This window comes from Glycomyces albidus (assembly GCF_009451885.1).
Classification (GTDB): Bacteria; Actinomycetota; Actinomycetes; order Mycobacteriales; family Micromonosporaceae; genus Glycomyces; species Glycomyces albidus.
The window spans coordinates 43,254-66,545 of record NZ_WIAO01000030.1 but is presented as its reverse complement, the minus strand read 5'-3'; the positions used below and the strand labels follow the sequence as shown (position 1 = coordinate 66,545).

The 23,292-nt window shown below is 73.5% G+C and carries 20 protein-coding genes; 16 read left to right on the top strand and 4 right to left on the bottom strand.

The genetic code is table 11. From position 1 onward, the window contains the following. Nucleotides 1-3: 3 nt before the first annotated feature. The gene (locus GFD30_RS20380) at nucleotides 4-90 is read left to right on the top strand and encodes an IS3 family transposase (RefSeq protein WP_322633022.1); all 87 of its coding nucleotides are present in this window, start codon (nucleotides 4-6) and stop codon (nucleotides 88-90) included. 177 nt (nucleotides 91-267) lie between these two features. Next, the gene (locus GFD30_RS20375; RefSeq protein ID WP_153027017.1) at nucleotides 268-663 is read left to right on the top strand and encodes a RidA family protein; all 396 of its coding nucleotides are present in this window, start codon (nucleotides 268-270) and stop codon (nucleotides 661-663) included. 162 nt (nucleotides 664-825) lie between these two features. Here GFD30_RS20375 and GFD30_RS20370 read toward each other — a convergent pair whose 3' ends face one another. Beyond that, nucleotides 826-3,603: an AfsR/SARP family transcriptional regulator gene (locus GFD30_RS20370; RefSeq protein ID WP_153027016.1), complete on the bottom strand. Its 2,778-nt coding sequence runs from the start codon at nucleotides 3,601-3,603 to the stop codon at nucleotides 826-828. Nucleotides 3,604-3,791: 188 nt separating this feature from the next. Here GFD30_RS20370 and GFD30_RS20365 point away from each other — a divergent pair, with 188 nt between their 5' ends. From GFD30_RS20365 to GFD30_RS20355, 3 genes are read left to right on the top strand one after another with little or no spacing between them, the layout of a single operon-like run. Next, the gene (locus tag GFD30_RS20365) at nucleotides 3,792-4,448 is read left to right on the top strand and encodes a hypothetical protein (protein WP_227996735.1); all 657 of its coding nucleotides are present in this window, start codon (nucleotides 3,792-3,794) and stop codon (nucleotides 4,446-4,448) included. 9 nt (nucleotides 4,449-4,457) lie between these two features. Continuing rightward, on the top strand, nucleotides 4,458-5,225 hold the full coding sequence (locus tag GFD30_RS20360; RefSeq protein WP_153027015.1) for a hypothetical protein: 768 nt from the start codon (nucleotides 4,458-4,460) through the stop codon (nucleotides 5,223-5,225). Nucleotides 5,226-5,242: 17 nt separating this feature from the next. Further along, the gene (locus GFD30_RS20355) at nucleotides 5,243-5,728 is read left to right on the top strand and encodes a hypothetical protein (protein WP_153027014.1); all 486 of its coding nucleotides are present in this window, start codon (nucleotides 5,243-5,245) and stop codon (nucleotides 5,726-5,728) included. A gap of 115 nt (nucleotides 5,729-5,843) precedes the next feature. On the opposite strand, the gene GFD30_RS20350 is transcribed toward GFD30_RS20355, so the two are convergent. After that, a complete protein-coding gene (locus GFD30_RS20350) occupies nucleotides 5,844-7,349 on the bottom strand; it encodes an Hsp70 family protein (protein WP_153027013.1) in 1,506 nt (501 codons plus the stop codon). Nucleotides 7,350-7,496: 147 nt separating this feature from the next. Further along, nucleotides 7,497-9,440, bottom strand: coding sequence for a BTAD domain-containing putative transcriptional regulator (locus tag GFD30_RS20345; protein WP_407649120.1), 1,944 nt, complete (start codon nucleotides 9,438-9,440; stop codon nucleotides 7,497-7,499). 93 nt (nucleotides 9,441-9,533) lie between these two features. On the opposite strand from GFD30_RS20345, the gene GFD30_RS20340 reads away from it, so the two are divergent. The 3 genes from GFD30_RS20340 (at nucleotide 9,534) to GFD30_RS20330 (ending at nucleotide 12,298) form a co-directional block, all read left to right on the top strand. Next, nucleotides 9,534-10,406 carry an alpha/beta hydrolase gene (locus GFD30_RS20340; protein WP_153027012.1) on the top strand — a complete coding sequence of 291 codons (873 nt, stop codon included), beginning with the start codon at nucleotides 9,534-9,536 and terminating at the stop codon, nucleotides 10,404-10,406. A gap of 211 nt (nucleotides 10,407-10,617) precedes the next feature. After that, complete coding sequence (locus GFD30_RS20335) at nucleotides 10,618-11,292, top strand: HEAT repeat domain-containing protein (protein WP_153027011.1); 675 nt, start codon at nucleotides 10,618-10,620, stop codon at nucleotides 11,290-11,292. Next, the gene (locus tag GFD30_RS20330; protein ID WP_153027010.1) at nucleotides 11,279-12,298 is read left to right on the top strand and encodes a HEAT repeat domain-containing protein; all 1,020 of its coding nucleotides are present in this window, start codon (nucleotides 11,279-11,281) and stop codon (nucleotides 12,296-12,298) included. Before GFD30_RS20335 ends, GFD30_RS20330 begins: the two co-directional genes overlap by 14 nt. Nucleotides 12,299-12,371: 73 nt before the next feature. On the opposite strand, the gene GFD30_RS20325 is transcribed toward GFD30_RS20330, so the two are convergent. Next, the gene (locus tag GFD30_RS20325) at nucleotides 12,372-13,775 is read right to left on the bottom strand and encodes an MFS transporter (protein WP_322633452.1); all 1,404 of its coding nucleotides are present in this window, start codon (nucleotides 13,773-13,775) and stop codon (nucleotides 12,372-12,374) included. Between the two features lie 318 nt (nucleotides 13,776-14,093). Here GFD30_RS20325 and GFD30_RS20320 point away from each other — a divergent pair, with 318 nt between their 5' ends. The 8 genes from GFD30_RS20320 to GFD30_RS20280 all read left to right on the top strand — a co-directional run bounded on the left by GFD30_RS20320 (nucleotide 14,094) and on the right by GFD30_RS20280 (nucleotide 23,288). Next, on the top strand, nucleotides 14,094-15,389 hold the full coding sequence (locus GFD30_RS20320; protein WP_227996734.1) for an alpha/beta fold hydrolase: 1,296 nt from the start codon (nucleotides 14,094-14,096) through the stop codon (nucleotides 15,387-15,389). Between the two features lie 99 nt (nucleotides 15,390-15,488). Then, complete coding sequence (locus GFD30_RS20315) at nucleotides 15,489-16,934, top strand: NAD(P)/FAD-dependent oxidoreductase (RefSeq protein ID WP_322633451.1); 1,446 nt, start codon at nucleotides 15,489-15,491, stop codon at nucleotides 16,932-16,934. Continuing rightward, nucleotides 16,931-17,401, top strand: coding sequence for a (2Fe-2S)-binding protein (locus GFD30_RS20310; RefSeq protein ID WP_153027008.1), 471 nt, complete (start codon nucleotides 16,931-16,933; stop codon nucleotides 17,399-17,401). Before GFD30_RS20315 ends, GFD30_RS20310 begins: the two co-directional genes overlap by 4 nt. Then, complete coding sequence (locus GFD30_RS20300) at nucleotides 17,398-19,089, top strand: FAD-dependent oxidoreductase (protein ID WP_227996733.1); 1,692 nt, start codon at nucleotides 17,398-17,400, stop codon at nucleotides 19,087-19,089. The genes GFD30_RS20310 and GFD30_RS20300 overlap by 4 nt, the downstream gene beginning before the upstream one ends. Continuing rightward, complete coding sequence (locus tag GFD30_RS20295; protein WP_153027007.1) at nucleotides 19,082-20,134, top strand: dihydrodipicolinate synthase family protein; 1,053 nt, start codon at nucleotides 19,082-19,084, stop codon at nucleotides 20,132-20,134. Before GFD30_RS20300 ends, GFD30_RS20295 begins: the two co-directional genes overlap by 8 nt. Before the next feature lie 54 nt (nucleotides 20,135-20,188). Next, nucleotides 20,189-21,190 carry a proline racemase family protein gene (locus tag GFD30_RS20290; protein WP_153027006.1) on the top strand — a complete coding sequence of 334 codons (1,002 nt, stop codon included), beginning with the start codon at nucleotides 20,189-20,191 and terminating at the stop codon, nucleotides 21,188-21,190. An 8-nt stretch (nucleotides 21,191-21,198) separates the two neighbouring features. After that, nucleotides 21,199-22,668: an aldehyde dehydrogenase family protein gene (locus GFD30_RS20285; protein WP_153027005.1), complete on the top strand. Its 1,470-nt coding sequence runs from the start codon at nucleotides 21,199-21,201 to the stop codon at nucleotides 22,666-22,668. Nucleotides 22,669-22,967: 299 nt separating this feature from the next. Further along, nucleotides 22,968-23,288 carry a hypothetical protein gene (locus GFD30_RS20280; protein WP_153027004.1) on the top strand — a complete coding sequence of 107 codons (321 nt, stop codon included), beginning with the start codon at nucleotides 22,968-22,970 and terminating at the stop codon, nucleotides 23,286-23,288. The last annotated feature ends 4 nt before the right edge of the window (nucleotides 23,289-23,292 follow it).

Below are 23,292 nucleotides of genomic sequence, written 5' to 3'. Positions count from 1 at the left end.
TACATCCGCTGGTACAACACCGAACGCATCCACACACGGCTTGAGGGCCTGACCCCGGCTGCATACCGGGCCCAGACCCTCATGGCCTAGCCTTCAAACACCAGTCCAACAATCGGGGACCAGTTCAACGGGAGCGCCCCTCACTCGTGTTTGCGCCGACGACGGGCTGGCCGCTCCGCTGAAACATTGGCAGCCAGTGCCATTTTTGGTGTGTTGCAACGGATCCGACGGGTTTGACTCGTAACCGCACAAGCGCCTCAGTACGGCATGATCACCTCCATGGAGATCTCAGCGATCAATCCGTCCTCCGTGCCCGAGGCGGTCGGGGGCTACGTAAACGGGCTCGAAGTGCGCGGCGCCGAGCGGATGCTGTTCGTCAGCGGCCAGATCCCGCAGGACCGCGAGGGGCGGGTCCCCGAAGACATCGAGGCCCAGTGCCGCTTGGCGTGGTCCAACCTGACCGCCGTACTGCGTGAAGCCGGTATGGACGTGTCGAACCTGGTCAAGGTCACCACCTTTCTCTCGGATCGGGCGCATGCCGAGGTCAACTCCGCAGTGCGCAGGGAGGTCCTTGGCGGCCACGAACCTGCCCTGACCGTGATCATCACCGGAATATGGGACCCGGCCTGGCTGATCGAGATCGAGGCGATCGCTGCCGCTTGAGGCCGACTCAAGCCCTTCCGCGCTACTTCCGTTCAGGCGCAATGAAGAAGGGGACACCCGTGGCGCGCTCACCGAGTCCGCCCGAACCGCTTTCCTGCGGTCCGTGAGCAACGAAGGCTCATCGCCGGTGCCCGTTTGGGAACCGTCGCAGTGCGAGGTCCCTCAGAGGTCAGCATCGAGCCGGTCCAGGCGGGCTCGGATGTCCTTGGCTGCGGGCTGGTCGAGGTCCTGGTAGATCGCAAGGGACGCTTCCCAGTTGCGGCGAGCGTCCTGGTCTTCGCCGGCGGCGTGGTGCGCGTCGCCGAGGTGGCCGAGGACTTCCGCTTCGCCGGGGCGGAAGCCGAGTTCGCGGAAGCGGGCGAGCGCGTGCTCGAACTCGGCGACGGCTCGGGGATGGTCGCCGAGGTGGTGGTGGATGAGGCCGATGTCGTCCCGCACGGCGGATTCGCTGATCGGGTCCCGGAGAGCCCGGAAGAGGTCCATCGCTTGCTCGCAGTAGGGGAGTGCCGCGGCGTACTCGCCGATGACGAGGTGGTGGAAGCCGATCGCCTGGAGCGTTCGGGCCTGGCCGGTCCGGTCCCCGACGGAACGGAACAGGGCGTGGGCGCGGCGGGTGGCGTCGAGCGCTTCGGGGAGGCGCCGCTGCCGCCGCCACAGGCGTCCGAGGAGGTGGTGGGCGTGGGCTTGGCCGCGCTCGTCGCCGTCGTCCTGGGACAGGGCGAGCGCGCGTGTCAAGTGCGCATGCGCCGCCTCGAACCGCTCCAGGCGGGAGCATGTCTGCCCGAGGTCGCGGAGTGCGCGGGCCTGCGCGACGGTGTCGCCCTCCCGGGTCGCCGCGTCCAGGGCCCGCCCGCTCACCAGCGCGAGCTCGTGCCAGCGGCCGCGCCGGTTGAGGTAGTTGGGCAGGGTCCAGGCGAGCCGCCAGCAGTGGGCGTCGCGACCGATCGCGGCCGCATGGTCGACGGCGGCGAGCAGGACGGCGTCCTCGGCGGCGAACCAGCGCATCGCCGCTTCGCCGTCCGCGATCCGCTCGGGGACGACGCCGTCCCGCAAGGGCGGCAGTCTGATCGGGCTGCGCGCCGGATCGAGCAGGCGCTCGGCCGCGTAGGCCGTGTGCAGGTAGTGGTCGAGCAGCCGCAGTGAGGCCGCGTCGCGCTCCTCCGGCGCCTGCGCCGCGAGTTCGGTCGCGAAGGCGCGCACGAGGTCGTGGAATCGGTATCGGCGCTCGGGCGTCCACAGGAGCAGGTTCGCCTCGACCAGCTCGGCCAGGGCGGCCCGGGTCGGATGGAGGCCGGTGCCGGCCATGCTCGCGGCGGCCGGGGCGGCCCAGTCGGGGCCCGGGTGCAGGGCCAGCAGCGGGAGCAGGCGCGCCGCTTCGGGGCTGAGCTGGCGGTACGACCAGTGCAGCAGCGTCCGTGGATCAGTGGCGGGGTCGGCGGCGCCGAGGCCGTCGAGCGGGGTCGCGGCGTCGAGTTCGTCGGCGAGGACTGCGAGGCCGTCGCCGGGGCGCGAGGCCGCGGTCGCGGCGACCACGGACAGCGCCAGCGGCAGGCCCCGGCAGGCGTCCGTGATGCGCTGCACCGCATCGTGATCGGCGGCGAGCCGCTCGCCTCCGAGCCGGCCGGCCAGGACCGCCCGCGCCTGCGGTTCGGACATGGCCTCCAACGGGACGACCAGCGCGCCGGTCGAGGCGATCAGGCCGGTGAGCCGGTTGCGGCTGGTCACGACGACGGCGCAACCGGTTGCGCCGGGCAGCAGCGGGCGCACCTGCGCCGGGTCCCGCGCGTTGTCCAGGACCAGCAGCATCCGCTTGTCTGCCACCAGCCTCCGGAACCGGGCCGCCCGCTCCTCGGTGCCGACCGGGACGGCGGCCGGGGCGTCGCCGAGCGCCTCGATGAACGAGCGCAGCACCTCCCCGGGATCCGCGGCGCTCTCGTCGGGGCCGAAGCCCCGCAGGTCGGCGTAGAGGCGCCCGTCCGGGAAGTCGGCCGCGGCCCGGTGCGCCCAGTGGACCGCGACGGCGGTCTTGCCCATGCCCGCGCTCCCGGAGACCACGGCGATCCGCGCCGACTCCGCATCCGCGATGGTCGAGAGCAGCTTCAGTTCCCGTTCCCTCCCGGCGAAGACGCGCAGGTCGAACGGCAGCAGGTCGACCGGTGCGGCGGGCGGCGCCGGGCGGGCGGGGGAGGCGGCAACGGAACCGATGCGGCCGTTCAGGACCCGGTGGTGGACCTCCTGGAGTTCGCGGTCCGGCTCGGCGCCCAGCGCCTCGACCAGGACCGACCGCGTCTGACGGTAGACCGCCAGCGCCTCGCCGCGCCTGCCCGACCGCGCGAGCGCGAGCATGAGCTGCGCGGCGAGGTGCTCCCGCAGGGGCTGGCGCGCGAGCCGGTCGCGCAGCTCGGCCACCAGGCCGGCGTGGGCTCCGAGGTCCATGCTCAGGTCGATGTGCTCCTCGGCGACCTGGTCGAGGCGCTCTTGGAGCGCGGCCCGCACCCAGTCGAACCGGCTCCCCGCTTCGATGTCCTGGAACGGCTCGCCGCGCACCAGCTCGAGCGCGCGCCCGAAGGCCGCGGCGGCGTCGGCGGTGCGGCCCTCGCCGCGGGCCCGGCGGGCCAGCTCCACCCGGTGGTCGAAGTCCCACAGGTCGAGCTCCCCGGGCTCGACCCGGAGCCGGAACCCCTGGTCGTGCAGGATGCGCGGGCCGTCGTCGCCGGCTTCGGCCAGGACGTTGCGCAGCTTCCAGATGAAGGAGCGCAGGTTGGCCTCGGCGGACGGGGTCGGCTCGTCCCAGACCAGTTCGATCAGGCGGGAGCGGCTGAGCGCCTTGCCGGGGCTGCTGAGCAGTGCCGCGAGGACCGCGCGCTGGCGCGGACCGCCGAGCCGCAGCCGGCGCCCGTCCGACTCCGCCTGAAGCGGGCCCAGCACCCTGAAGCGCATGGCGCACAGGTTAACAGGAATGGACAGGGAGGCCAACGGTGCACTGTGGGCAGTACCGTCCGCGACCACGGGATTCGCCCGCGTGACGCCGCGGCGTATGCGCTTCGTATGCGCCCCTTGTACGGCCCGCTCCCTACGCTGGCCGAGGCCGCATCCCCCACACTGATCGGCCGGAAGGGAAGACCCCTATGTCGAAATCCTCAGCGAAGCGGTTGAGCCTCAGGGCGATATGCCTGTCCGTGGTCGCCTTCACGACGGTCGCGGTCACGGCGGGCGTCGCCTGGGCGGCGTTCACCGACAACATGTACCCCACGCCGTACGCGAACCTGGCCTGCGTGGACGAGGGCAGCAGCCCCAACGGGTACCTCTCCTGCCAGACCGACAACGCCACCTTGACGTACTACATGGACAGCGGCGGCACCAACATGCTCGAGACCGTGGACCGCAACCGCGTCACCTACACCATGGAGAACACGTTCGAGCCGACCGACCTCTCGGTCAGCCTCGACTCCACGCCCTCGTTCTCCGGCAGCGCCGAGACCGACATCGTCTACGAGGAGAGCGGGATCGGCGTCCCCTCGGGCTCCAGCGGCGTCACCTTCTGCAACGACGCCGCCGACCACCTGCGCTGCGACCAGCAGTACATCCGCATCCTCGGCGGCGGCCACTACGCCCAGGGGCTCATCTGCCACGAGACGGGCCATGCCGTAGGTCTGACCCACGGCGACCAGGCGTCGCCGCTGACGAGCCGGACCGACGAGCGCCTCGGGTGCATGGAGACCCCCGTCAGCGACGGCGAGGGCCTCCAGGACAACAACATCGACAACATCAACGGCACCTACTGAGGAGGAACCATGCGCACACGCACCCGTATCGCAGCGGCGGCCGCCGTCATCGCGACCGCCTCGGTCACCGGTATCGCCGTCGCGGCCCTCGCCGCTCCCGCGACCGAGGAGCCGGCGGCGTCCCAGCCCGAGATGCTGATGGGCCACGGCGCCGACTACCTGCCGAGCATCACGGCGAGTGACTGGGTCACCTACGCCGACCACGTCGTCGTGGTCGAGGCCGTGTCCGAGCAGGTCATCTCGCCGGACGCGGAGGAACTCGAACGCGGCGAGGGCATCATCGGCCGCACGGTGACGCTCTCGATCGAGGAGGTGCTGTGGTCGCGGGAGGGCGCCCCGAAGGCGGCCCCCGCGACCTGGAACTACTCGGCCCTCGGCTGGCACTTCTCCGAAGGCGACACCGAGAACGCCGTCCCGATGGCGCTGCACGGCTTCCCCCGCGTCGAGCTCGGCCACGAGTACGTCATGGCCATCCGCTGGGAAGCGGCCGTCTGCACCGACGACGGCGACTTCCTCCCGGCGCAGTGGCGCGGCCTCGGCGAGGGCTCGGAGATCCCCTTCGACGACGGCATCCTCGGCAACGGCGAATCCGAAGGGGCCGTGGCGGACGCCGGCGCGTTCGCCGCAGCGGCGGAGGAGATGCCCGACCAGGGCGTCGAAGAGCTCCTCGCGGGCGAGGGCGCCGCGGCGATCGTCAGCGCCCTGGAGGACGCGCAGCCGGACACCGCCGCCCAGGCCGAGGCGGCGGCGTTCTCCACCATGCACTCATGCGTGTGAACAGGAAGGGGAATCCCGTGCAGGCACTCACTGATCGGCTGCGGCGCAGGCTCGACCGCGCCGCCGCCCGGGTCGCGACGCTCTTCGCGGCCGCCCTGGTCGCCGTGTTCGCCATGCCGTCGCCGGCCATGGCCGAGCCCCAGTTCTACGCGGACTGCGAGCTCGACCGGGTCATCTGCGCGTTCGGCGCGCAGGTCGGACTCCCGCAGGGGGAGTGCATGACGACGAGCGCCACCTATGGGAAGACGCAGGTCTGCGTCGACTACAGCGGCGACCACGTCTACGTCAGGGACGGCGACGCCGACGGCTACGGCGCGGCGGCCATCGTCTACTCCGAGAACGGCGTCGCCCACCGCTGGTGCGCGAACAACAAGGGCTACGGCACCTGGGTCCACTGCAACTTCAACTGGGTCGAAGAGGGCGACCACGCCGTGGCGGGCGGGTACATCGTCCAGTACTACGTGGAGCAGATGACCCAGCTCTGGTGGTGGAGCGGCAAGTAGCCGCCCGAACGCGCGCCGCCCGGACGCCGGCTCCCCGCTTTCGCGGGGCCGGGGACCGGGCGGCGTCGCCGTGCCGTCGCACCGCGCCCGCGGGCGCACCGGCGTCAGCAGTCGGTCAGCAGTTGTCGGTGCCGACGTACGTGTAGGTGAGGGTCACCGTGTCGTCGGGGGACTGCTCGGTGCCGCTCTCAGGGGACTGCGCGGTGACGTCGCAGTGGTCGCTCCCGTTGCCGGTGCGGCGCACGCCTTCGGACGCGACGGCGGTGAATCCGGCTTCCGCGAGGATCCGCTCGGCGTCCGCGAGGGATTCGCCCACGACGTCCGGCACGGTCGCGTCGGCCTGGCCGACCGGGCTCGCCGCTCCGGTCGTGGGGTCGAGGCTCGACGGCGACTCGTTCAGTGGCGCATCGGACTCCGCCGCGGCCGTGGCGTCCTCGGCCGCCTCCGGGTCCGACGAGTCCGCCGGGGCCGGCTCGCCCCCCGACTCCTCCCGGGTCCCTTCACCGCTCGGCTCGGCGGCTTCGGAGGCGCCGGTCCCGCCGGGCAGCGTCGGCGTCTCGGTGGCGGCGTCGAGGCCCTGGACCTCCGGGCCGCCGCGGTTGAGGAGGGCGACGCCGGCGAACGACAGGACGGCGATGACGACGACCAGGATCGTCACGAGCACTTCAGGGCTGGTGCGCATCCGGGCGAGCCCGACCGCCGCCGGGGTCGCCGACCGGCCGTCGCCGCCGATCCGCGCGAGGCCCGCGAGCGCCGCGCCCTCGGCGATCACCAGGTCCGGCAGGTCGGGCCGGACGAGCTCGACCCCGAAGTGGTGCCGCAGCACGTCGGCGACGAGCGGCGTGCGGCTCGCCCCGCCGACCAGCAGCAGCGCCGCGACCTGGCCGGTCTCGACCCCCGCCTCCCGCATCGCGTCCTCGATGAGGCTCACGGTCCGCAGGACCGCCGGAGTCAGGCAGTGGTCGGCGTCCTCGCGGGTCAGGCGCAGTTCGCGGTCGAGCCCGGGGAGCGCGACCGTCGCGGAATGGTGCTCGGACAGGCGCTCGCGAGCGCGCCGCACCGCGTCGAGCGCGCCCGCGCACAGCGCGGTCTCGCCCGGGTTCTGCACGCGCGCAAGGTATTCGGCGTCCGTGCGGCGCAGCCGCTCGGACAGGTGGCCGAGCAGGAGCCGGTCGAACGCGCGCCCGCCGATGTCGTCGGCGGTCGTCGCCGCCTCGATCTGGTACCGCTCGCCTTCCCGGCGGACCACCGCCACGTGGCACGAGCCGGCGCCGAGATTGCAGACGACCAGCGGCGCGCCCGGGTCGAGCCGGTGCCCCTGCACCGCGGCGAAGTGCCGGGCGGCGGCCTCGGGCTCGGACACCAGGAACGACGCGTCGAAGCCGGCGTTCGCGGCCGCTTCGGCGTGGGCGCGGCGCCGGGTCGGGCTCCAGGTGGCCGGCACGGCGAGCCCGATGAGGGCCGGCTCGTCCGAGTGGCGCGTACCGGTGCCGTCCGAGAGGGCGGTGGCGCTCTGGCGCACGTCCGGTGGCTCAGACCCGCCGTCGCGGCGGGTCGACACTGTCGTGGTCGCCGAGCCGAGGTCGACGCCGACGGCGACCGTGCGGGGTGAGGATTGCATGAACCGGAGTCTATTGCCTGGAAACGAAGGGATTCAATAGATCTCGCATTATGCGTGCGGCTTCTGCCGGATCGGCCGAAGTGTTACTCGCGGGTATGTTTCGCGGCCGAGTCGATCCACTGTGGTGGCTTTCCTGGCCTGACCTGGTCATGTGGCGCTGATCACCGCTCCCATGTCGGCGAGGTGCCGCGCCACCGGTCCGGCCGTCAGCATGCCCGATCCGGCCCCGGCCAGTTCGGCCGCGGCCGGCGTGAGCGCGGCCAGCGCCCGCTCCAGCACCGACCGGTCCCGCAAGGCGATCCCCGCCCGCGCGGTCAGCGTCCACAGTGCCTCGAACATGAGGTCCGGCGGCGGCTCGGGCGTCCGCGCGAGCGCCGCTGCGGCCCCGTCCCGGTCATCGCGCGCCAATGCCAGCAGCGGCTCGACCCACGGCCGGTACGGACCCCAGTCGGCCCCATGCACCGCCTCGAACGGCTCACCATAGTGGATGTTCGCGCACAGCAGCGCCAGCGGCTCCAGGCCCCGCTCGACCCCGGGCATCCCGGCCCCGGCGAGCCGCTCGGCCGCGAACCCGTAGGCCCGCTCCGCCTCGGCCCGGCCGCCGAGCGCGGTGGCCCGCATCGCCGCGTACCAGGAGGTGAACACCCGCGCCAGCGGCCGCTCGTGGCGGTCGGCCAGCGCCTCGGCCGCGGCGGCGTGCTCGTCGGCACCGGCGAAGTCCCCGAGCGCGCCCCTCGCCTGCATCCTGACCAGGCGGCCCAGCACCTCGTACGACGCCAGATCATTGCGGCCCGCGAGATCGACCAGCTCGGCGCCGATCGCATCCCGCTCCGGCGCCAACCCGGCCCGGTGGCACGACTGCATGAACACCCCGTTGAGCGCGAACGCCAGCAGCGCCGGGTCACCCAGCCCGCGGGCGATCCGCTCCGCCTCCAGCGCCGCCGCCCGCGCCCGCGCGCCGCCGGTCCCGCGCGACTCCACCGCGACCGCCGCCAGCAGCCGCGCCCGCGTCACCGCCGACGCCGAATCCCCGAGCGCGGCCAGTGTCCGCTCCGCGGCCGCGACGATCCGCGCCGCCCGCGCCGGATCGTCCGAACGCGTCCACACCGCGGGGACGTCGTACGCGCCGATCACCCGCGCGGTCAACGCCGGGTCGCCCAGCTCCTCCGCGGCCTCGATCGCCTCCAACCGCTGCGCCCCGGCCGCCTCCAGCCCGCCCGGGCCCGTCACCGCCAGCGTCCGCAGCAGGCCCACGGTCGAATCGAGCACCGCCCCCGCACCCGCCGACCCTCCCAACGACGCCGCCGCCCGCACCCACACCGTCTCGTGCCGATCCCTGCCGGCCTCCTCCCCGCGCAGCAGCTCCAACTCCAGATCCCGAAGGCGCGCACCAGGATCGAGCCCGAGCTGATCACGCAGCACGGCACCGCCGCGGCGCACCACCGCCAGCGCCTCCGCCTGCCGCCCGCCGCGCTGGAGCGCCACCGCCAGCAGCCGCCACGCCTCCTCCCGCCACGGATGCGCCCGCACATGCCCGTCCAGGCCCGCGACCGCCTCCCCGGGCCGGCCGAGCGCCACCAGCGCCCCGGCCCGGCGCTCCACCGCGTCGAGCCGCAGCTCCTCCAGCCGCCGCCGCTCGGCCAGCACCCACGGCCGCTCGTCCAAGTCCGCGTACGCGCCGCCCCGCCACCAGCCCAGCGCCGCATCGAGCGCATCGAACACCGCACGCGGCGCCGCCCCGGCGGACCCGGCCACCGCGGCCTCGAACCGCCACGCGTCCACCGCGTCCGGCGCCGCCCGCAGCGCGTACCCGCGCCCGTCCGTCACCAGGACCCGCGCCGGACTCCGCGGCGCCCGGTCCGGCTCGATCGCCCGGCGCAGCGCGGCCACGAACGTCCGCACCGCACCCACCGCCCCCTCCGGCGGCACCTCCCACACGTCCTCGACCAGCCGGTCCACCGAGACCGTGCGGCCGCGCGCCGCGATGAGCCGCGCCAGCACCGACCGGTGCCGCGCCCCCTTCAACGCCAGGGCCCGGCCCTCGCCGTCCCACGCGGCCACCGGCCCGAGCACCCCGAATCCGACCTGCACCGCGCCTCCCGCCTTCCCGCCGCCAACGTACCGCTCATCGAACGCTCATCGGCGCCGGAGACGCTCGATGCACCGCACACGAAGGAGAACACCATGACCATTCCCGGATTCGAGTACCACCGCGTCCCCGTCGCCGACGGCGTGTCGCTCAACGCGGCCGTCGGCGGCACCGGCAGCCCGATCGTGCTCCTGCACGGATTCCCGCAGACCCACCTCATGTGGCGCCACGTCGCCGCTGACCTCTCCGCCGACCACACCGTCATCTGCCCCGACCTTCGCGGCTACGGCGCCAGCGACAAGCCCGCCGAAACCGGCCCCGACACCTACAGCAAACGCACGATGGCCGCCGACGTCGTCGCCCTCGCCCGCGCACTCGGCCACGACCGGTTCGCGCTCGCCGGCCACGACCGCGGCGCCCTCGTCGCCTTCCGCGCCGGCCTCGACCACCCCGACACCGTCTCCCGCCTGGCGATCCTCGACGTCGTGCCCACCTCGGACATGTGGGACGTCCTGCACGGCGCCGACGCCGCCGTCGCCTTCCACCTCTACCTCATGGCCCAGCCGCCCGGCCTCCCCGAGCGGATGATCGCCGCCTCGGCCGACGCGTTCTTCGGCCACTTCCTCGACGTGTGGACCCGCGACCCGGCCGCGATCCCCGCCCCCGTCCGGGCCGAGTACCTGCGCGCCTCCGCCGCCGCGGTCCCCTCGATCGTCGCCGACTACCGCGCCTCGGCCGGCGTCGACGCCGACCACGACCGGGCCGACCGCGCCGCCGGCGCGAAGCTGACCATGCCGGTCACCGTCGTCCAGCAGGACTGGGGCGCGGCCCTCGGCTACGACGCCGCCGCCGTCTGGGGCGCCTGGGCCGGCGACCTCGACCACCGCCTCACCGCCGCCGGCCACTTCATGGCCGAGGAGGCCCCCGGCGAGATCACCGGCGCGCTCCGCTCGCTCCTGGCCCGCTGACCGCGGCCGGGGAAGCGACGGCTCCACCGGCCCGCCCGAGCCGTCGCACCTCCACGCCGCTTCCCGCCGACGTCGTGCCGGCGCACCCGATCTCCGGGGCCGGGCGCCCCGACACGAACTGCCCGCGAAGCGGCGGCGCGGACCCGATCCGGCGAACGCTTGACATTGACACGGTGACAAGGTGTTTCCTTGGGTGTCGGAGGTGCTTCACATGAACAGGGCACGAATGGAATCGCAGGTCACCGGTCTGGTCGGGGCGCTCGGCGCGCGGGAGTCGTCGGTGCGGCTCAAGGCCGCGATGGCGGCCGGGACCGAGGCCGACCTCGCCCTGGTCGACGCGCTCATCGCGCGGTGCGGGGTCGAACCGGACTTCTACGTCCGGGACATGCTCACGTGGGCGCTGACGCGGTTCCCCGCCGAGACGACCGTGCCGAAGCTGCTCGACGAACTCGAATCGGCGAACGACCAGGCCCGGAGCCAGGCGCTGCACACGCTGTCGAAGATCGGCGAGCCGAGCACCTGGACCGCGATCACGCCGGAGCTCCTGCGCGACCCCGATGACGAGGTCGCCCGGGCCGCCTGGCGCGCCGCCGTCGTGCTCGTGCCCGAGGAGGCGGAACGGGACCTGGCCGCCGCGCTCGCGACCCAGTTCGGGCGCGGCGACCGGGAAGTGCAGGTCAGCCTCAGCCGGGCGCTCATCGCCCTCGGCGAGCCCGTCGAACCGGTGCTCAGGGCCGCGATGGAGGGCGACGACCCCGTCGCCGCCGCCCACGCCGCCGCCACCGAGCGGCTCCTGCGCGACCCCGACGCCGCCTTCGAACTCAACCTGGACGCCGCCAGGCGCGCGTTCGCACTCGGCGGGAAGGAACCCGATGCTCATCGGTGAGGTCGCGCGCCGGTCCGGCGTCAGCACCAGGATGCTCAGGCACTACGACTCGCTCGGACTCGTGCGGCCCACCGGCCGCACCGTGGGCGGCTACCGGGAGTACTCCGGCGAGGACATCCGCCGGATCTTCCACGTCGAGAGCCTGCGCACCCTCGGACTGTCACTGCGCCAGATCGGCCGCGTCCTCGACGACCCGGACTTCGCGCCGTCCGCGCTCATCGGCGACCTCATCCGGGAGACCGAGCGCCGCCTCGACCGCGAGCGCGAACTCCTCAAACGGCTCAAAGCGGTCGACTCCTCCGAGCCCGCCGGATGGGAAGCGGTCCTGCGCATCGTGGAACTCCTCCACGGGCTCGGCTCGCCCGACGCCGCCCGGCGCCAGCAGGCCGTGCTCGCCCCGGCGGCCGAGGTGCCCGCGCCGGCGCTCGCCGAGGCGCTCCTGTCCGAGTCCGACCTGAACGTCGCCGGGGCCCTGCGGTGGGCGCTCGCCCGGGCCGACCACGACGCCGCCGCGAGCCTCGCGGCCGGGCTGGACTCGGACGACGTCGCCGTCCGCCGCCGGGCGGCCATGGCGCTGGCCGAGATCCCGGACGGCGAGGCGGCCCTCGCCGCCGCCCTCGGGGACCCGGACGCGACCGTCCGGCGGCACGCCGCCCTGGCGCTGGGCTCCCGCGGCCGGCCCGAGGCGGTGCCGGTCCTCGTCGCCATGATCGTCGAGGGCGTGAACGACGTCGACGCGGCCGAAGTCCTGGGCTCGCTCGCCCGCGACCCCGAGCGGTCGGACCGCATCGCGAGCGCCCTCGCCGACGAGCTCGCCGCCGACGACCCGGCGGCCCGGTTGCGCCTGGTCCAGGCCCTCCCCGAACTGCCGCCCGCCGCGGCCCTGGACCTGCTGCGCCGCGCGGCCCGCGACGAGGACCCGACCGTCGCCCGCACCGCCGCGGCCCTCGAGCGCATGGTCGAGGGCACGATCGACGGCATAGTCGACGGCATGGTCGAGGACTGACTCCGGCGGCCGCGGCGGAGACGGGCAGAGCCTGCCCTGGTCACAGGACAGGCCCGCAGGGGGTCTCGGTGTCTCAGACCGCGGCGTGCTCGCGGGTCTCGGTGCCGGCCCCGGTCTCCTCGGCCGCCGCGGCGCGGTAGCGCTCGCTGAGCCGGCGGTACTGCGGGGCGAGGAGGGCGGCGCAGGCGAGCGCCGCGGTGCAGACGCCGCCGAGGAGCAGCAGCAGGGCGATGCCGCGGCTCTCGCCGGTGCCGAGCAGCCACTCCCATTGCCGCTGACCGGCATCGGTCCTCATGTACGGGATGACCAGCAGTTCGGCGAGCGGCGCGATGACGAGTGCGGTGATCGGCGCGGCGGCGGCCTCGAACGTCATCGCGAAACCGAACACGCGGCCCTGCTTCTCGTAGGGCACGACCCGCTGGATGACGGTCTGCTCGGCGGCTTCGGCCGCCGGGATCAGCGCCATGAACAGCCACACGCCGGCGATGTAGAGCCAGGCCCACTCGCGGATGGTGGAGACCGCGCCCGCCGCGCCGAGGACGATCACGACGATGAGGATCGTGCGGATCGGGTTCTTCCCGACGCCCTTCTTGGCGACGACCGCGCCGCCGGCGATGAACCCGGTCGAGGCGACGGCGAACCAGAAGCCCCAGCCCTCGACGCCGAACATGTCGATGCCGTACGGGTCCATGACGGCCATGGCGACGCCGCCGAACAGGTTGTTGAGCGAGGTGAACAGCACCAGTGCGAGCAGGCCGGGGACGGCGCGCACGGCGAGCCAGCCGCCGCGGACGTCGACCCACGCCTCGACCGGGCCGGTCCGCTCGGCCCGCTCCTCGGGGATGCGCAGCGGCACGAGGTGCAGGAGCGTCAGCGCGAGGGCGGCCACGCCGATCACGAGCGTCCACCCCATGCCGAGGAATCCGACCGAGAGGCCGCTGAGCACGCTCGTCACCAGCATCGCGACGCCTTGGACGGTGCCGACCATCCCATTGGCGTTGGCGTGGCGCTCTTGGGGGACCAGCAGCGTGACCGTGGTCGACAGCGCGATGCTCCGGAGCTGCTCCACGACCGCTCCGGCGAGCATGACCACGGCGAAGATCCAGAACCAGGGCGCGCTGAGGTCGCGGATCCGCTCCTCGCCGACCGCGAAGAAGAACGCCGCGTCGAGCACGAATACCCCGAGCGCCGCGACCGTGGCCCACACCATGACGGCCTTCTTGCGGAACCGGTCGACGAGCGTCCCGAAGAACATGCCGAACAGCGACAGGAAGAGCATGTACGACGCGCCGATGACGCCGGTGGCGATCACGTTGCGCGTCTCGACGTAGATCCAGAACGTCAGCGCGAACCACAGGAAGCTGGTCGTCACGTTCGCGACCGCGGTGTTCACCAGGACGTGGAGGAAGGTCCGGAAGCCGTTCCCGGGGACGGTCCGCCCCGGCGACGGGGAGTGCGGGGGCGTTTCGGTCGTCACGGAAGCAGTCCTCTCAACAGGTCCGGCGCTCTTCACGGCCGTCTCTTCCACTATGACGGCCCGGAGACGCCGAATTCATCGCTCACGGACGTCGGCGCCGGTCGCTGGCCGTTTCGCCCGCCGAATCTCAGGCCCCTGTCACAGTAATATGTGATATATTACTGTGAACGCACCCCCAGTGCTTCGGCGAGACTTCGGGAACCCGCAGGACCCGTGCACGCGCAAGCTCCTCGCCGCGGTCGCGCGCCCTCGGCCAGAATGGGACGCCGCGAGGCGCCGCAACGAGCGGGCCCGCCGAGAACGACAGGAGACCGCGCGATGAACGAGGCCACGATCGAGTACTCGATGCCCGGCATGCGGGTCGGCGAACGCACCGTGCGCGTCCCGCTGGACTGGAGCGACCCCGCCCGCGGCGACATCGAGGTGTTCGTGCGCGAACTCGTCGACCCCGACCGCCGCGGCGACGACCTGCCGCTGCTGACCTACCTGCAAGGCGGCCCCGGCGGCGCCAACCCGCGCCCGCTTAAGGCCGACGGCTGGATCGAGGAGGCCCTCGAGCACTACCGGGTCGTCCTGGTCGACCAGCGCGGCACCGGCCGCAGCACCCCGATCGACGCGCAGACCGTGGCCGCGACCGGCGACGCCGAGGCCGGCGCGGACTACCTCGCGTGCTTCCGCGCCGACTCGATCGTCCGCGACCTCGAGCACGTCCGCGCCACCGTCTACAAAGGCCAGAAGTGGACGACGCTCGCGCAGAGCTACGGCGGCTGGCTCACCCTCGCCTACCTCTCGCACGCCCCCGAAGCGCTCAGCGCCGCCTACGTCTGCGGCGGCGTCCCCGGCAACCCGATGAGCGCCGACGAGGTCTACCGGCGCACCTTCGACCGCGTCGCGGCCAAGACCGCCGAGTACTACCGGCGCTACCCCCAGGACGCCGACCGCGTCGCCGCGATCGCCGACCGGCTCGCGGCCGGACCCGTGCACCTGCCCGACGGCGACGTCCTCACCGTCCGCCGCTTCCAGACCCTCGGCATCGACTTCGGCATGAAACCCGGCTTCGAGCGCATGCACTGGCTGGTCGAGCACGCCTTCATCACCGGCGACCGCCTCTCCGAGGGCTTCCTCGCCGACGTCCTCGCCCGCACCTCCTCCGCCGCGAACCCGCTGTTCTGGACCCTCCAGGAGTCCATCTACGGCGACGGCCCCAACGGCCCCACCGCCTGGGCGGCCCAGCGCGAACGTGACCGCCGCCCGGAGTTCGGCGAGGACCGGCGCCCGCTCCCGTTCACCGGCGAGATGGCCTTCCCGTGGATGTTCGAGGAGGTCCGGCTGCTGCGCGGCTTCGCGCCCGCCGTCCACGCCCTCGCCGAACGCCGTGAATGGAGCCCGATCCTCGACGCGGAGCGCCTGGCCGCCAACGAGGTCCCGGTCGCGGCCGCCGTCTACTTCGACGACATGTTCGTCGACGCCGGACTGCAGCTCGACACCCTCAAAGGGGTCGGCAACTCCCAGGCATGGGTGACCAACGAATTCGAACACGACGGCATCGGATCGGGCCGGGTCCTCACCCGCCTGCGCGACCTGGTCCGGGACCGAGGAGGAGAACGGCGATGACCGACACCTGACCCCGGTACGCCGGCACCCGGCGCCCGCACCGCACTGATCGGACCGGCGGACCCGGCGGTCCGGCCGGACCAGAGCGAAGGAGGGAATGTGAACGCAGACGTGGTCGTCATCGGCGCGGGGATCATCGGCGCCGCGTGCGCACGCGCGCTCGCCCGCGCCGGGCTGAGCGTCATCGTCGTCGACCGCGGCGCCCCCGCGAGTGCGACCAGCGCCCGCGGCGAAGGCAACCTCCTGGTCTCCGACAAGGCCCCCGGCCCCGAACTCGACCTGGCGCTGCTCGCCTCCGAGCATTGGCCGCGACTCGCTGCGGCACTCGCCGACGAACTCGGCGGTCCCGCCCGGCACAGTGCGGCGGGTGACCGCGCCTCCCGGACGCGGGGCGCGAGTGGCGGTGGCGTCCAAGTGCCCGAAGGCTTCGCGTGCGGACACGCCGGGGCCCGCGGCGGCACTGCATCCTTCGGCGACCTTGTGTCCGGCGCGTTCCCCGACATCGAGTACGACCGCAAGGGCGGCATCGTCGTCGCGACCACCGAGGAGGGGGCCGAGCCCCTGCGCGCGTTCGCGCGCGGCCAGGCGGCGGCCGGGGTCGAGGTGGAACACCTGACGGCGGCCGAAGCGCTCGCCCTCGAGCCCCACCTGAACCCGGCGGTGACCGCGGCCGTCCATTACCCGCAGGACGCGCAGCTCCAACCGGTCGTCGCGACCGAGGCGCTCCTCGCCTCCGCACGCCGAGCCGGGGTGCAGGTCCTTGCGAACCACGAGGTCGTCGGCGTCGAGCGCCGCGGCGGTCGGATCACCGCCGTCCACACGACTTCGGCGACCATCGGCACGGCGGCGGTCGTGGTCGCCGCCGGGCCCTGGTCGGGCGCGGTGGCCGGCGTCGTCGGCGCCGACCTGCCCGTCCGGCCCCGCCGCGGCATGGTGCTCGTGACCGCCCGCATGACCCAGCGCGTCTTCCACAAGGTCTACGACGGCGACTACTTCGGTGCGACCCAGTCGTCCGACGCCGACCTCCAGACCTCGAGCGTCGTGGAGTCCACTCCCGGTGGGACCGTCCTCATCGGATCCAGCCGCCAGCAGATCGGCTTCGACGACCGGCTGCGCGTCGAGGTGCTCGCCCAGATCGCACAGCGGGCGCTGCGCCTGTTCCCGTTCCTGGAAGGCACCCCCGTGATCCGCGCCTACGGCGGCTTCCGCCCATACGTGCCCGACCACCTCCCGGTCATCGGCGAGGACCACCGCCACCCCGGCCTCTGGTACGCGACCGGCCACGAGGGCGCCGGCATCGGCCTCGCCGGCGTGACCGGCGACCTGCTGTGCGCCCAGCTCACCGGCACCGAGCCGCCGCTCGATCCGACCCCCTTCCTGCCTTCACGGCCGTCCCTGGCGACCCATTTGGCGAGGAGCACCGCGCTGCCAGCGCAGGCGCGGCAGGGGAGCGAGCCGTCGGCGCGGCCGCCCGGGACCGGACGGCCCGCGTCTCGGCCCGAACCCGAGCCGCCGAGCGAAGCCCGGACGGGAGGCACCGCATGAGCGGCATCGTGCCCTGGCGGACGGACCCGATCCGGCCCGAGCCGCCGACCCCGCTGCACATCACCGTGAACGGGACGCGAATCGAAGGGCTGCAAGGCCAGTCGATCGCCGGAATCCTCCTCGCGCACGGCCGGACCGAGTGGCGCACCACGGTCGCGGGCCGCCGCCGCGGCGTGTTCTGCGGCATCGGCGTGTGCTTCGACTGCATCGCGACTGTGAATGGCGAATCCGACGTGCGCCTGTGCATGCGCCGCGCCAAGGAAGGCGATGTCATCGAGACCCAGAACGACGAGCCCGCGGGGGACCGCTGCCGCGAGGAAGCGGTCGCGGCCGAGCCCGATGCGTCCGCGGCGGGGTGCCGCTGTGGGGAAGCGGTCGGGACCGGGGTTGATGGGCCCGCGGCGGGCCGCTGCCGCGGGGAAATGGGCGCGGCCCGGGTCGACGCGCCGCGGACGGAGTCGCCATGAAGCACGTCCTCGTGATCGGTGCCGGACCCGCCGGGCTCGCCGCCGCCGTCGCCGCTCGTGACGCCGGGGCCCGCGTCACCGTCCTCGACTCCGGCGACGGCCTCGGCGGCCAGTACTGGCGCCACCTGCCGCCCGAACGCCCCAGCCGCCGCGAGGCCCGGCTTCACCACGGCTGGGCCGCCTTCGAACGACTCCAGGCGCGGCTCGCCGACGATGCGATCGAGGTCGTCACCGAAGCCCAGGTCTGGGCGATCGAGACCGGCGGCGCTCCCGAGACCACCGGCTACCGTGCTCAGCTCGGCAGGGACAGTGCCTCCGCGTCAGGCGACAGTCCCGGCCTCGATTCCGATCATCGTGACCGCCAATCGGTCTGTGACACATCGGTCCGCAGCACGTCCGGTAGTGGCACATCGGTTCATGGCACAGCCGAACACCCAGACCAGGCCGCGGAAACGAGCCGGTCGCGGACCGCGGACCGGACCCTCATCGGTCGCCTCGAACGAGGCTCGGCCGGTGACGGAGACCCTGGCGGCCCCGGATCCAACACCGACGCGGGGACCGCCGTCGCCGTCCATGCCCTCATCGGACCCGCGGACGCGGGCGGCCGTGAGGCGCGCACCTTCACCGCCGACGCGATCGTCCTCGCGACCGGTGCCCACGACCGCACCCTGCCGTTCCCCGGCTGGCACCTGCCCGGTGTCTTCACCGCCGGTGCGGCTCAAGCGCTCGCGAAGGGCGAGCGGATCGCCGTCGGGCGCCGAGTCGTCGTCGCCGGGGCCGGGCCGTTCCTGCTGCCCGTCGCCCAGTCCCTCACGGCCGCAGGCGCAGACGTACTCGGCGTCTTCGAGGCCGCTCGGCCCGCCGCGCTCGCGAAGGGGTGGCTGCCCCGGCCGTGGCGGCTGCTCGCCGCCGCGCACAAAGGCGCCGAACTCGCGGGATACGCCGCTCACCACCTGGCCGGGCGTGTGCCCTACCGCCTCGGCCGCGCCGTGGTCGAAGCCCGCGGCGACGGCCGTGTCGAAGAGGTCGTCATCGCCCGCCTCGACGCCGACTGGACACCGGTCCCGGGCACCGAGCGGACCGTCACCGCCGACGCCGCCTGCGTCTCCCACGGCTTCACGCCGCGCCTGGAGCTGTCCATCGCCGCCGGCTGCGAGATCGGCCCGGACCGGTTCGTCACCGTCGACGACCGCCAGCGCACCAGCGTCGCGAACGTCTACGCCGCAGGGGAGATCACCGGCATCGGCGGCGTCGACGCCGCGCTGGCCGAAGGCCGCATCGCCGGGCGCAGCGCCGCCGGGAGCCCCGCCTCCCGGGCCGACCTGCGCCGCCGCGACGCCACCGCCGACTTCGCCCGCCGCATCGACGCCGCCCACGGCATCCGTCCGGGATGGACGGCATGGCTTCGCGACGACACCGTCGTCTGCCGTTGCGAGGAGGTCGCCTACGGGCCCCTCCGCGACGCGGCCGCGGCGACACGGCAGACCTCGCTGCGCTCCCTGAAGCTCACGACGCGGGCGGGCCTCGGCATCTGCCAGGCCCGCATGTGCGGGCGCACCGTAGAAGACCTCACCGGAGCGGGCAGCGCCCGTGCCGAGGACACCACCGACCGGCGGCCCCTGGCCGCGCCCATCCGACTCGGCGACCTCGCCGGGCTCGCCACCACTTGGAAGGACACCCATGTCTGACGAGCACTTCGACCGCGCGGCGAGTGAGCGCGCGACCAGTGAGCGCACCTCTCCGGAGCGCGACGGCTCCGACCGCGCCTCCGCGGAACGTGCTGCCGCCCCGGCTGCCGCCTCCGATCGCGCCGCCTCCGGCCGCGGCCACTTCGACCTCGGCGGCGTCATCGTCGCCACGACCCTGGCGTTCAAGGAGGACCCGAAGGCGCCCGGCGGCCTCGCGGTCGACTACGACCGGTTCGCCGAGCACTGCGACTTCCTGATCCGCAACGGGTGCAGGGGTGTCGGCCCGAACGGGTCGCTCGGCGAGTACTCCTCGCTCACCGACGAGGAGCGCCGCCGGGTCGTGCAGGTCGCCGTCGAGACCGTCGGCGACCGCGGTCTCGTCGTCGCGGGCGTCCACGGTGTGGGCTGGCACCAGGCCGTCCAGTGGGCCGAGTACGCCAAGGAGGACGGCGCCGACGGCGTGCTCCTCCTGCCGCCCACCCTCTACCGCGCCAACCGCGGCGAGGTCGTCGAGCACTACCGCCGCGTGAACGAGGTCGGGCTCCCGATCATGATGTACAACAACCCGATCGACACCAAAGTGGATCTCGTGCCCGACCTCGTCGCCGAACTCTACGAGCTCGAGAACGTCGTCGCGATCAAGGAGTTCTCCACCGACGTCCGCCGCGTCCTGGAGATCAAGGAGCGCTGCGGCATCGACGTGATCGCCGGTGCCGACGACCTCCTGTTCGAATCGCTCGTCGTCGGCGCCACCGGCTGGTTCGCCGGCTACCCGAACGCGTTCCCGCGCGAAGCCGTCGAGATCTACGACCTGGTGCAGGAAGGCCGCATCGAGGAGGCGCGCCACCTCTACAGCGGCCTCGTCCCGGTGTTCCGCTGGGACTCCAAGACCGAGTTCGTCCAGGCCATCAAGCTCTCGATGGACATCGCCGGCCACAGCTACGGCGGCCCCACCCGCCCGCCGCGCGGCCCCCTCTCCGAGGCCCAGCGGGACCAGGTCGTCCGCGACACCCGCCGCGCCCTGGACTTCGCGGCCGCCCGGTAGCGCCCCCGCCCTGTACGGTCGCGGCCGTACAGGGCGCCAAGCGGAAGGACGAACATGAGAACGAACCGGCTCATCAGCGCCGTCGACTCGCACACCGAGGGCATGCCGACCCGTGTCGTCACCGGCGGCGTCGGCGTCATCCCCGGCGCGACCATGAACGACAAGCGCCTCCACTTCATCGCCCACCTCGACGACCTGCGGCTGTTCCTGATGAACGAGCCGCGCGGCCACGCGGCCATGAGCGGCGCGATCCTCCAGCCGCCGACCCGCCCCGACTGCGACTGGGGCGTCGTCTACATCGAGGTGTCCGGGTGCCTGCCGATGTGCGGGCACGGCACGATCGGCGTGGCCACCGTCCTGGTCGAGACCGGCATGGTCGACGTCGTCGAGCCCGTCACCGAGATCCGCCTCGACACGCCCGCCGGACCCGTCACGGCCCGCGTCGCGGTGCGCGACGGCCGCGCCGAGTCGGTGACCATCGAGAACGTCCCGAGCTATGTGGAGGCCCTCGACACGAGCGTCGAGGTCCCCGGCCTCGGCACCGTGCCCTACTCGATGGCCTTCGGCGGCAACTTCTACGCCATGGTGAACCTCGACGACGTCGGCCTGCCGTTCGACCGCTCGCGGCAGCAGGAGATCCTCGCCGCCGGACTGGCCGTCATGGACGCGATCAACGCGACCGCCCCGCCCGTGCACCCCCACATCGCCGGCCTCGACCACTGCCACCACGTCGAGTTCATCGCCCCGGGCTCGACCGCCGCGCACTCGCGGCACGCCATGGCGATCCACCCAGGATGGTTCGACCGGTCCCCTTGCGGCACCGGCACCTCGGCCCGCATGGCCGAACTGTGGGCCCGCGGCGAGCTCGCCCTCGACACCGACTTCGTCAACGAGTCGTTCATCGGCTCCCGCTTCATCGGGCGCCTCATCGCCGAGACGTCCGTGGGGGACCGGCCCGCGGTCGTCCCCACCGTCACCGGCCGCGCCTGGATCACCGGCACCGCCCAGTACACGCTCGACCCGACCGACCCGTTCCCGACCGGATTCCAGTTCTAGGAGAGCAGATGGACCAGATCGACGCCGTCGCCGAGACCGCGGACGCCGCCGCGCCCGCACTCGCCGACCTCGCTCCCGCCGTGCGCGCCAAGGCGCTCGTCGCCCTCGCCGACGCTCTCCTCGAGCACGCCGACGACCTGGTGGCGATCGCGATGGACGAGACCGGCCTCACCGAGGCACGGCTGCGCGGCGAACTCAAGCGCACCGCCGTCCAGCTGCGGCTCTTCGCCGACACCGTCGTCGACGGCGCCTACCTCGACGTGCGGATCGACCGCGCCGACCCCGACTTCGCGCTCGGCCCCCGGCCCGACGTGCGCAGCGGCAACGAGCCCATCGGGCCCGTCCTCAACTTCGCCGCGGGCAACTTCCCGTTCGCGTTCTCCGTCGCGGGCGGCGACACCGCCTCGGCGCTGGCCGCGGGCAACCCCGTCATCGTGAAGGCCCACCCGGGCCACCCGCGCCTCGCCGCACGCACCGCCGAGATCGGCGCCGCCGCACTCGAGGGCGCCGGGCTCCCTACGGGCACACTGCAACTGATCGAGGGCCAGGACGAGGGGGTCGCGATGCTCAAGCACCCGCTAGTGAAGGCCGCGTCGTTCACCGGCTCGCTGCGCGTCGGCCGCCTGCTGGCGGACATCGCCGCCGCCCGCCCGGCGCCGATCCCGTTCTACGGCGAACTCGGCAGCGTCAACCCCGTCTTCGCCACGTCCGCCGCGATCGCCGCGCGGGGCCCCGAGTTCGCCGCGGGCCTCGCCGCGAGCGTCGGCGGCTCGGCCGGGCAGCTCTGCACCAAGCCCGGCCTCGTGTTCCTCCCCGCCGACCACGGTCTCGACGCGGCGATCGCGGGCGCCGCCGCGATGGAGGAGCACCGCATGCTCGACCCGCGCATCGCCGCCGGCTACCGCCACGGGCGCGAGGCGATCCTCTCGGTCGAGGGCGTCCGCCTCGTCGCGCCGGGATCGGTCCGCTTCGACGACGACGGCCAGGGCTGGGTGACGCCGACGATCGCCGCCGTCGCCCTCGACGACTTCCGCCCGCACCCGGACGCGCTCCTCGGCGAGTGCTTCGGCCCCGTCACGATCCTCGTCGAGTCGCCCGCCGGCACCGATTACGCCGACCTCCTCGAGTCGCTGTTCGAAGGCGAGCTCACGGTCGCGGTCCACCGGACCGACGGCGACGACGTGACCCGGCTCGTCCGAGCCGCCGCGCGACGCGCCGGCCGCGTCCTCTTCGACGGCTGGCCCACCGGCGTAGCGGTCACGCCCGCGATGCGGCACGGCGGCCCCTGGCCCGCGACGACCTCCGGCGGCACGAGCGTCGGCACGGCCGCGATCGCCCGCTTCGTCCGCGCCGTCGCCTACCAGAACGCCCCCGAGGACGTCCTCCCGGCGCCGCTGCGCGACGACAACCCGTGGAACGTCCCGCAGCGCATCGCCCCGGCGGGCGAGTCGACGACGTGGGGCGCAAGCGTGAGCTGAGGCAGACTGCCTTGTGGAGCCGGTGGCGGTTTCCCGGTGGTCGGCGACGCGGTCGCGATGGCGAGGCCGGGACGGCGACGTGAAGGGCGCTCGCGAGGACCGCGCACGTCGCAGAGTCCGCATATCATCGGCGAATCGCACCGCACCGAACCACCGCGACCGCGCCGCCGTGGGCCCAGACCGTCACCGTACGGTTCGCGCCGAGGACCGCGAACCTGCTCGGCGGTATCGTCTTCGTCCCGACGCTGCCGTTCCTCGCACTCGTCGCGCTCGGCGACCTTCCGGCGCTGCTCGTCGCCGTGCCCTTCACCGCGTTCCCCGGCATCCTCGTGTACACGTTGACGCGCTTCGGCGTCAAGCACCTGATCGTCAACACCGCCGGGATCTGCCTCGTCCCCGTGACCTGGCGCGAGCGCCTCTTCACCCAGAAGCTCATCGACCTCCATCCCGGCGACGCCGTCGTGGCGACCGACGAGCGGGTCTACGTCTGGCGGCACCACCGCCGGGCGTACGAGGCGATCGACGCCAAGCCCAAATGGGCGCATCCCGACGACTGGCGGCGCCTCCAGGCGTGGGCCCTGTCGATCTGGCCCGGCCCCGGTCGCGAGCCGCTGCGATAGCCGC

Coding starts and splice junctions, on each gene's coding strand:
- GFD30_RS20300 (WP_227996733.1), top strand. CDS start 17,398: ATGAAGCACGTCCTCGTGATCGGTGCCGGACCCGCCGGGCTCGCCGCC.
- GFD30_RS20365 (WP_227996735.1), top strand. CDS start 3,792: ATGTCGAAATCCTCAGCGAAGCGGTTGAGCCTCAGGGCGATATGCCTG.
- GFD30_RS20360 (WP_153027015.1), top strand. CDS start 4,458: ATGCGCACACGCACCCGTATCGCAGCGGCGGCCGCCGTCATCGCGACC.
- GFD30_RS20335 (WP_153027011.1), top strand. CDS start 10,618: ATGAACAGGGCACGAATGGAATCGCAGGTCACCGGTCTGGTCGGGGCG.
- GFD30_RS20340 (WP_153027012.1), top strand. CDS start 9,534: ATGACCATTCCCGGATTCGAGTACCACCGCGTCCCCGTCGCCGACGGC.
- GFD30_RS20375 (WP_153027017.1), top strand. CDS start 268: ATGATCACCTCCATGGAGATCTCAGCGATCAATCCGTCCTCCGTGCCC.
- GFD30_RS20370 (WP_153027016.1), bottom strand. CDS start 3,603: ATGCGCTTCAGGGTGCTGGGCCCGCTTCAGGCGGAGTCGGACGGGCGC.
- GFD30_RS20295 (WP_153027007.1), top strand. CDS start 19,082: ATGTCTGACGAGCACTTCGACCGCGCGGCGAGTGAGCGCGCGACCAGT.
- GFD30_RS20350 (WP_153027013.1), bottom strand. CDS start 7,349: ATGCAATCCTCACCCCGCACGGTCGCCGTCGGCGTCGACCTCGGCTCG.
- GFD30_RS20320 (WP_227996734.1), top strand. CDS start 14,094: ATGAACGAGGCCACGATCGAGTACTCGATGCCCGGCATGCGGGTCGGC.
- GFD30_RS20285 (WP_153027005.1), top strand. CDS start 21,199: ATGGACCAGATCGACGCCGTCGCCGAGACCGCGGACGCCGCCGCGCCC.
- GFD30_RS20310 (WP_153027008.1), top strand. CDS start 16,931: ATGAGCGGCATCGTGCCCTGGCGGACGGACCCGATCCGGCCCGAGCCG.
- GFD30_RS20290 (WP_153027006.1), top strand. CDS start 20,189: ATGAGAACGAACCGGCTCATCAGCGCCGTCGACTCGCACACCGAGGGC.
- GFD30_RS20330 (WP_153027010.1), top strand. CDS start 11,279: ATGCTCATCGGTGAGGTCGCGCGCCGGTCCGGCGTCAGCACCAGGATG.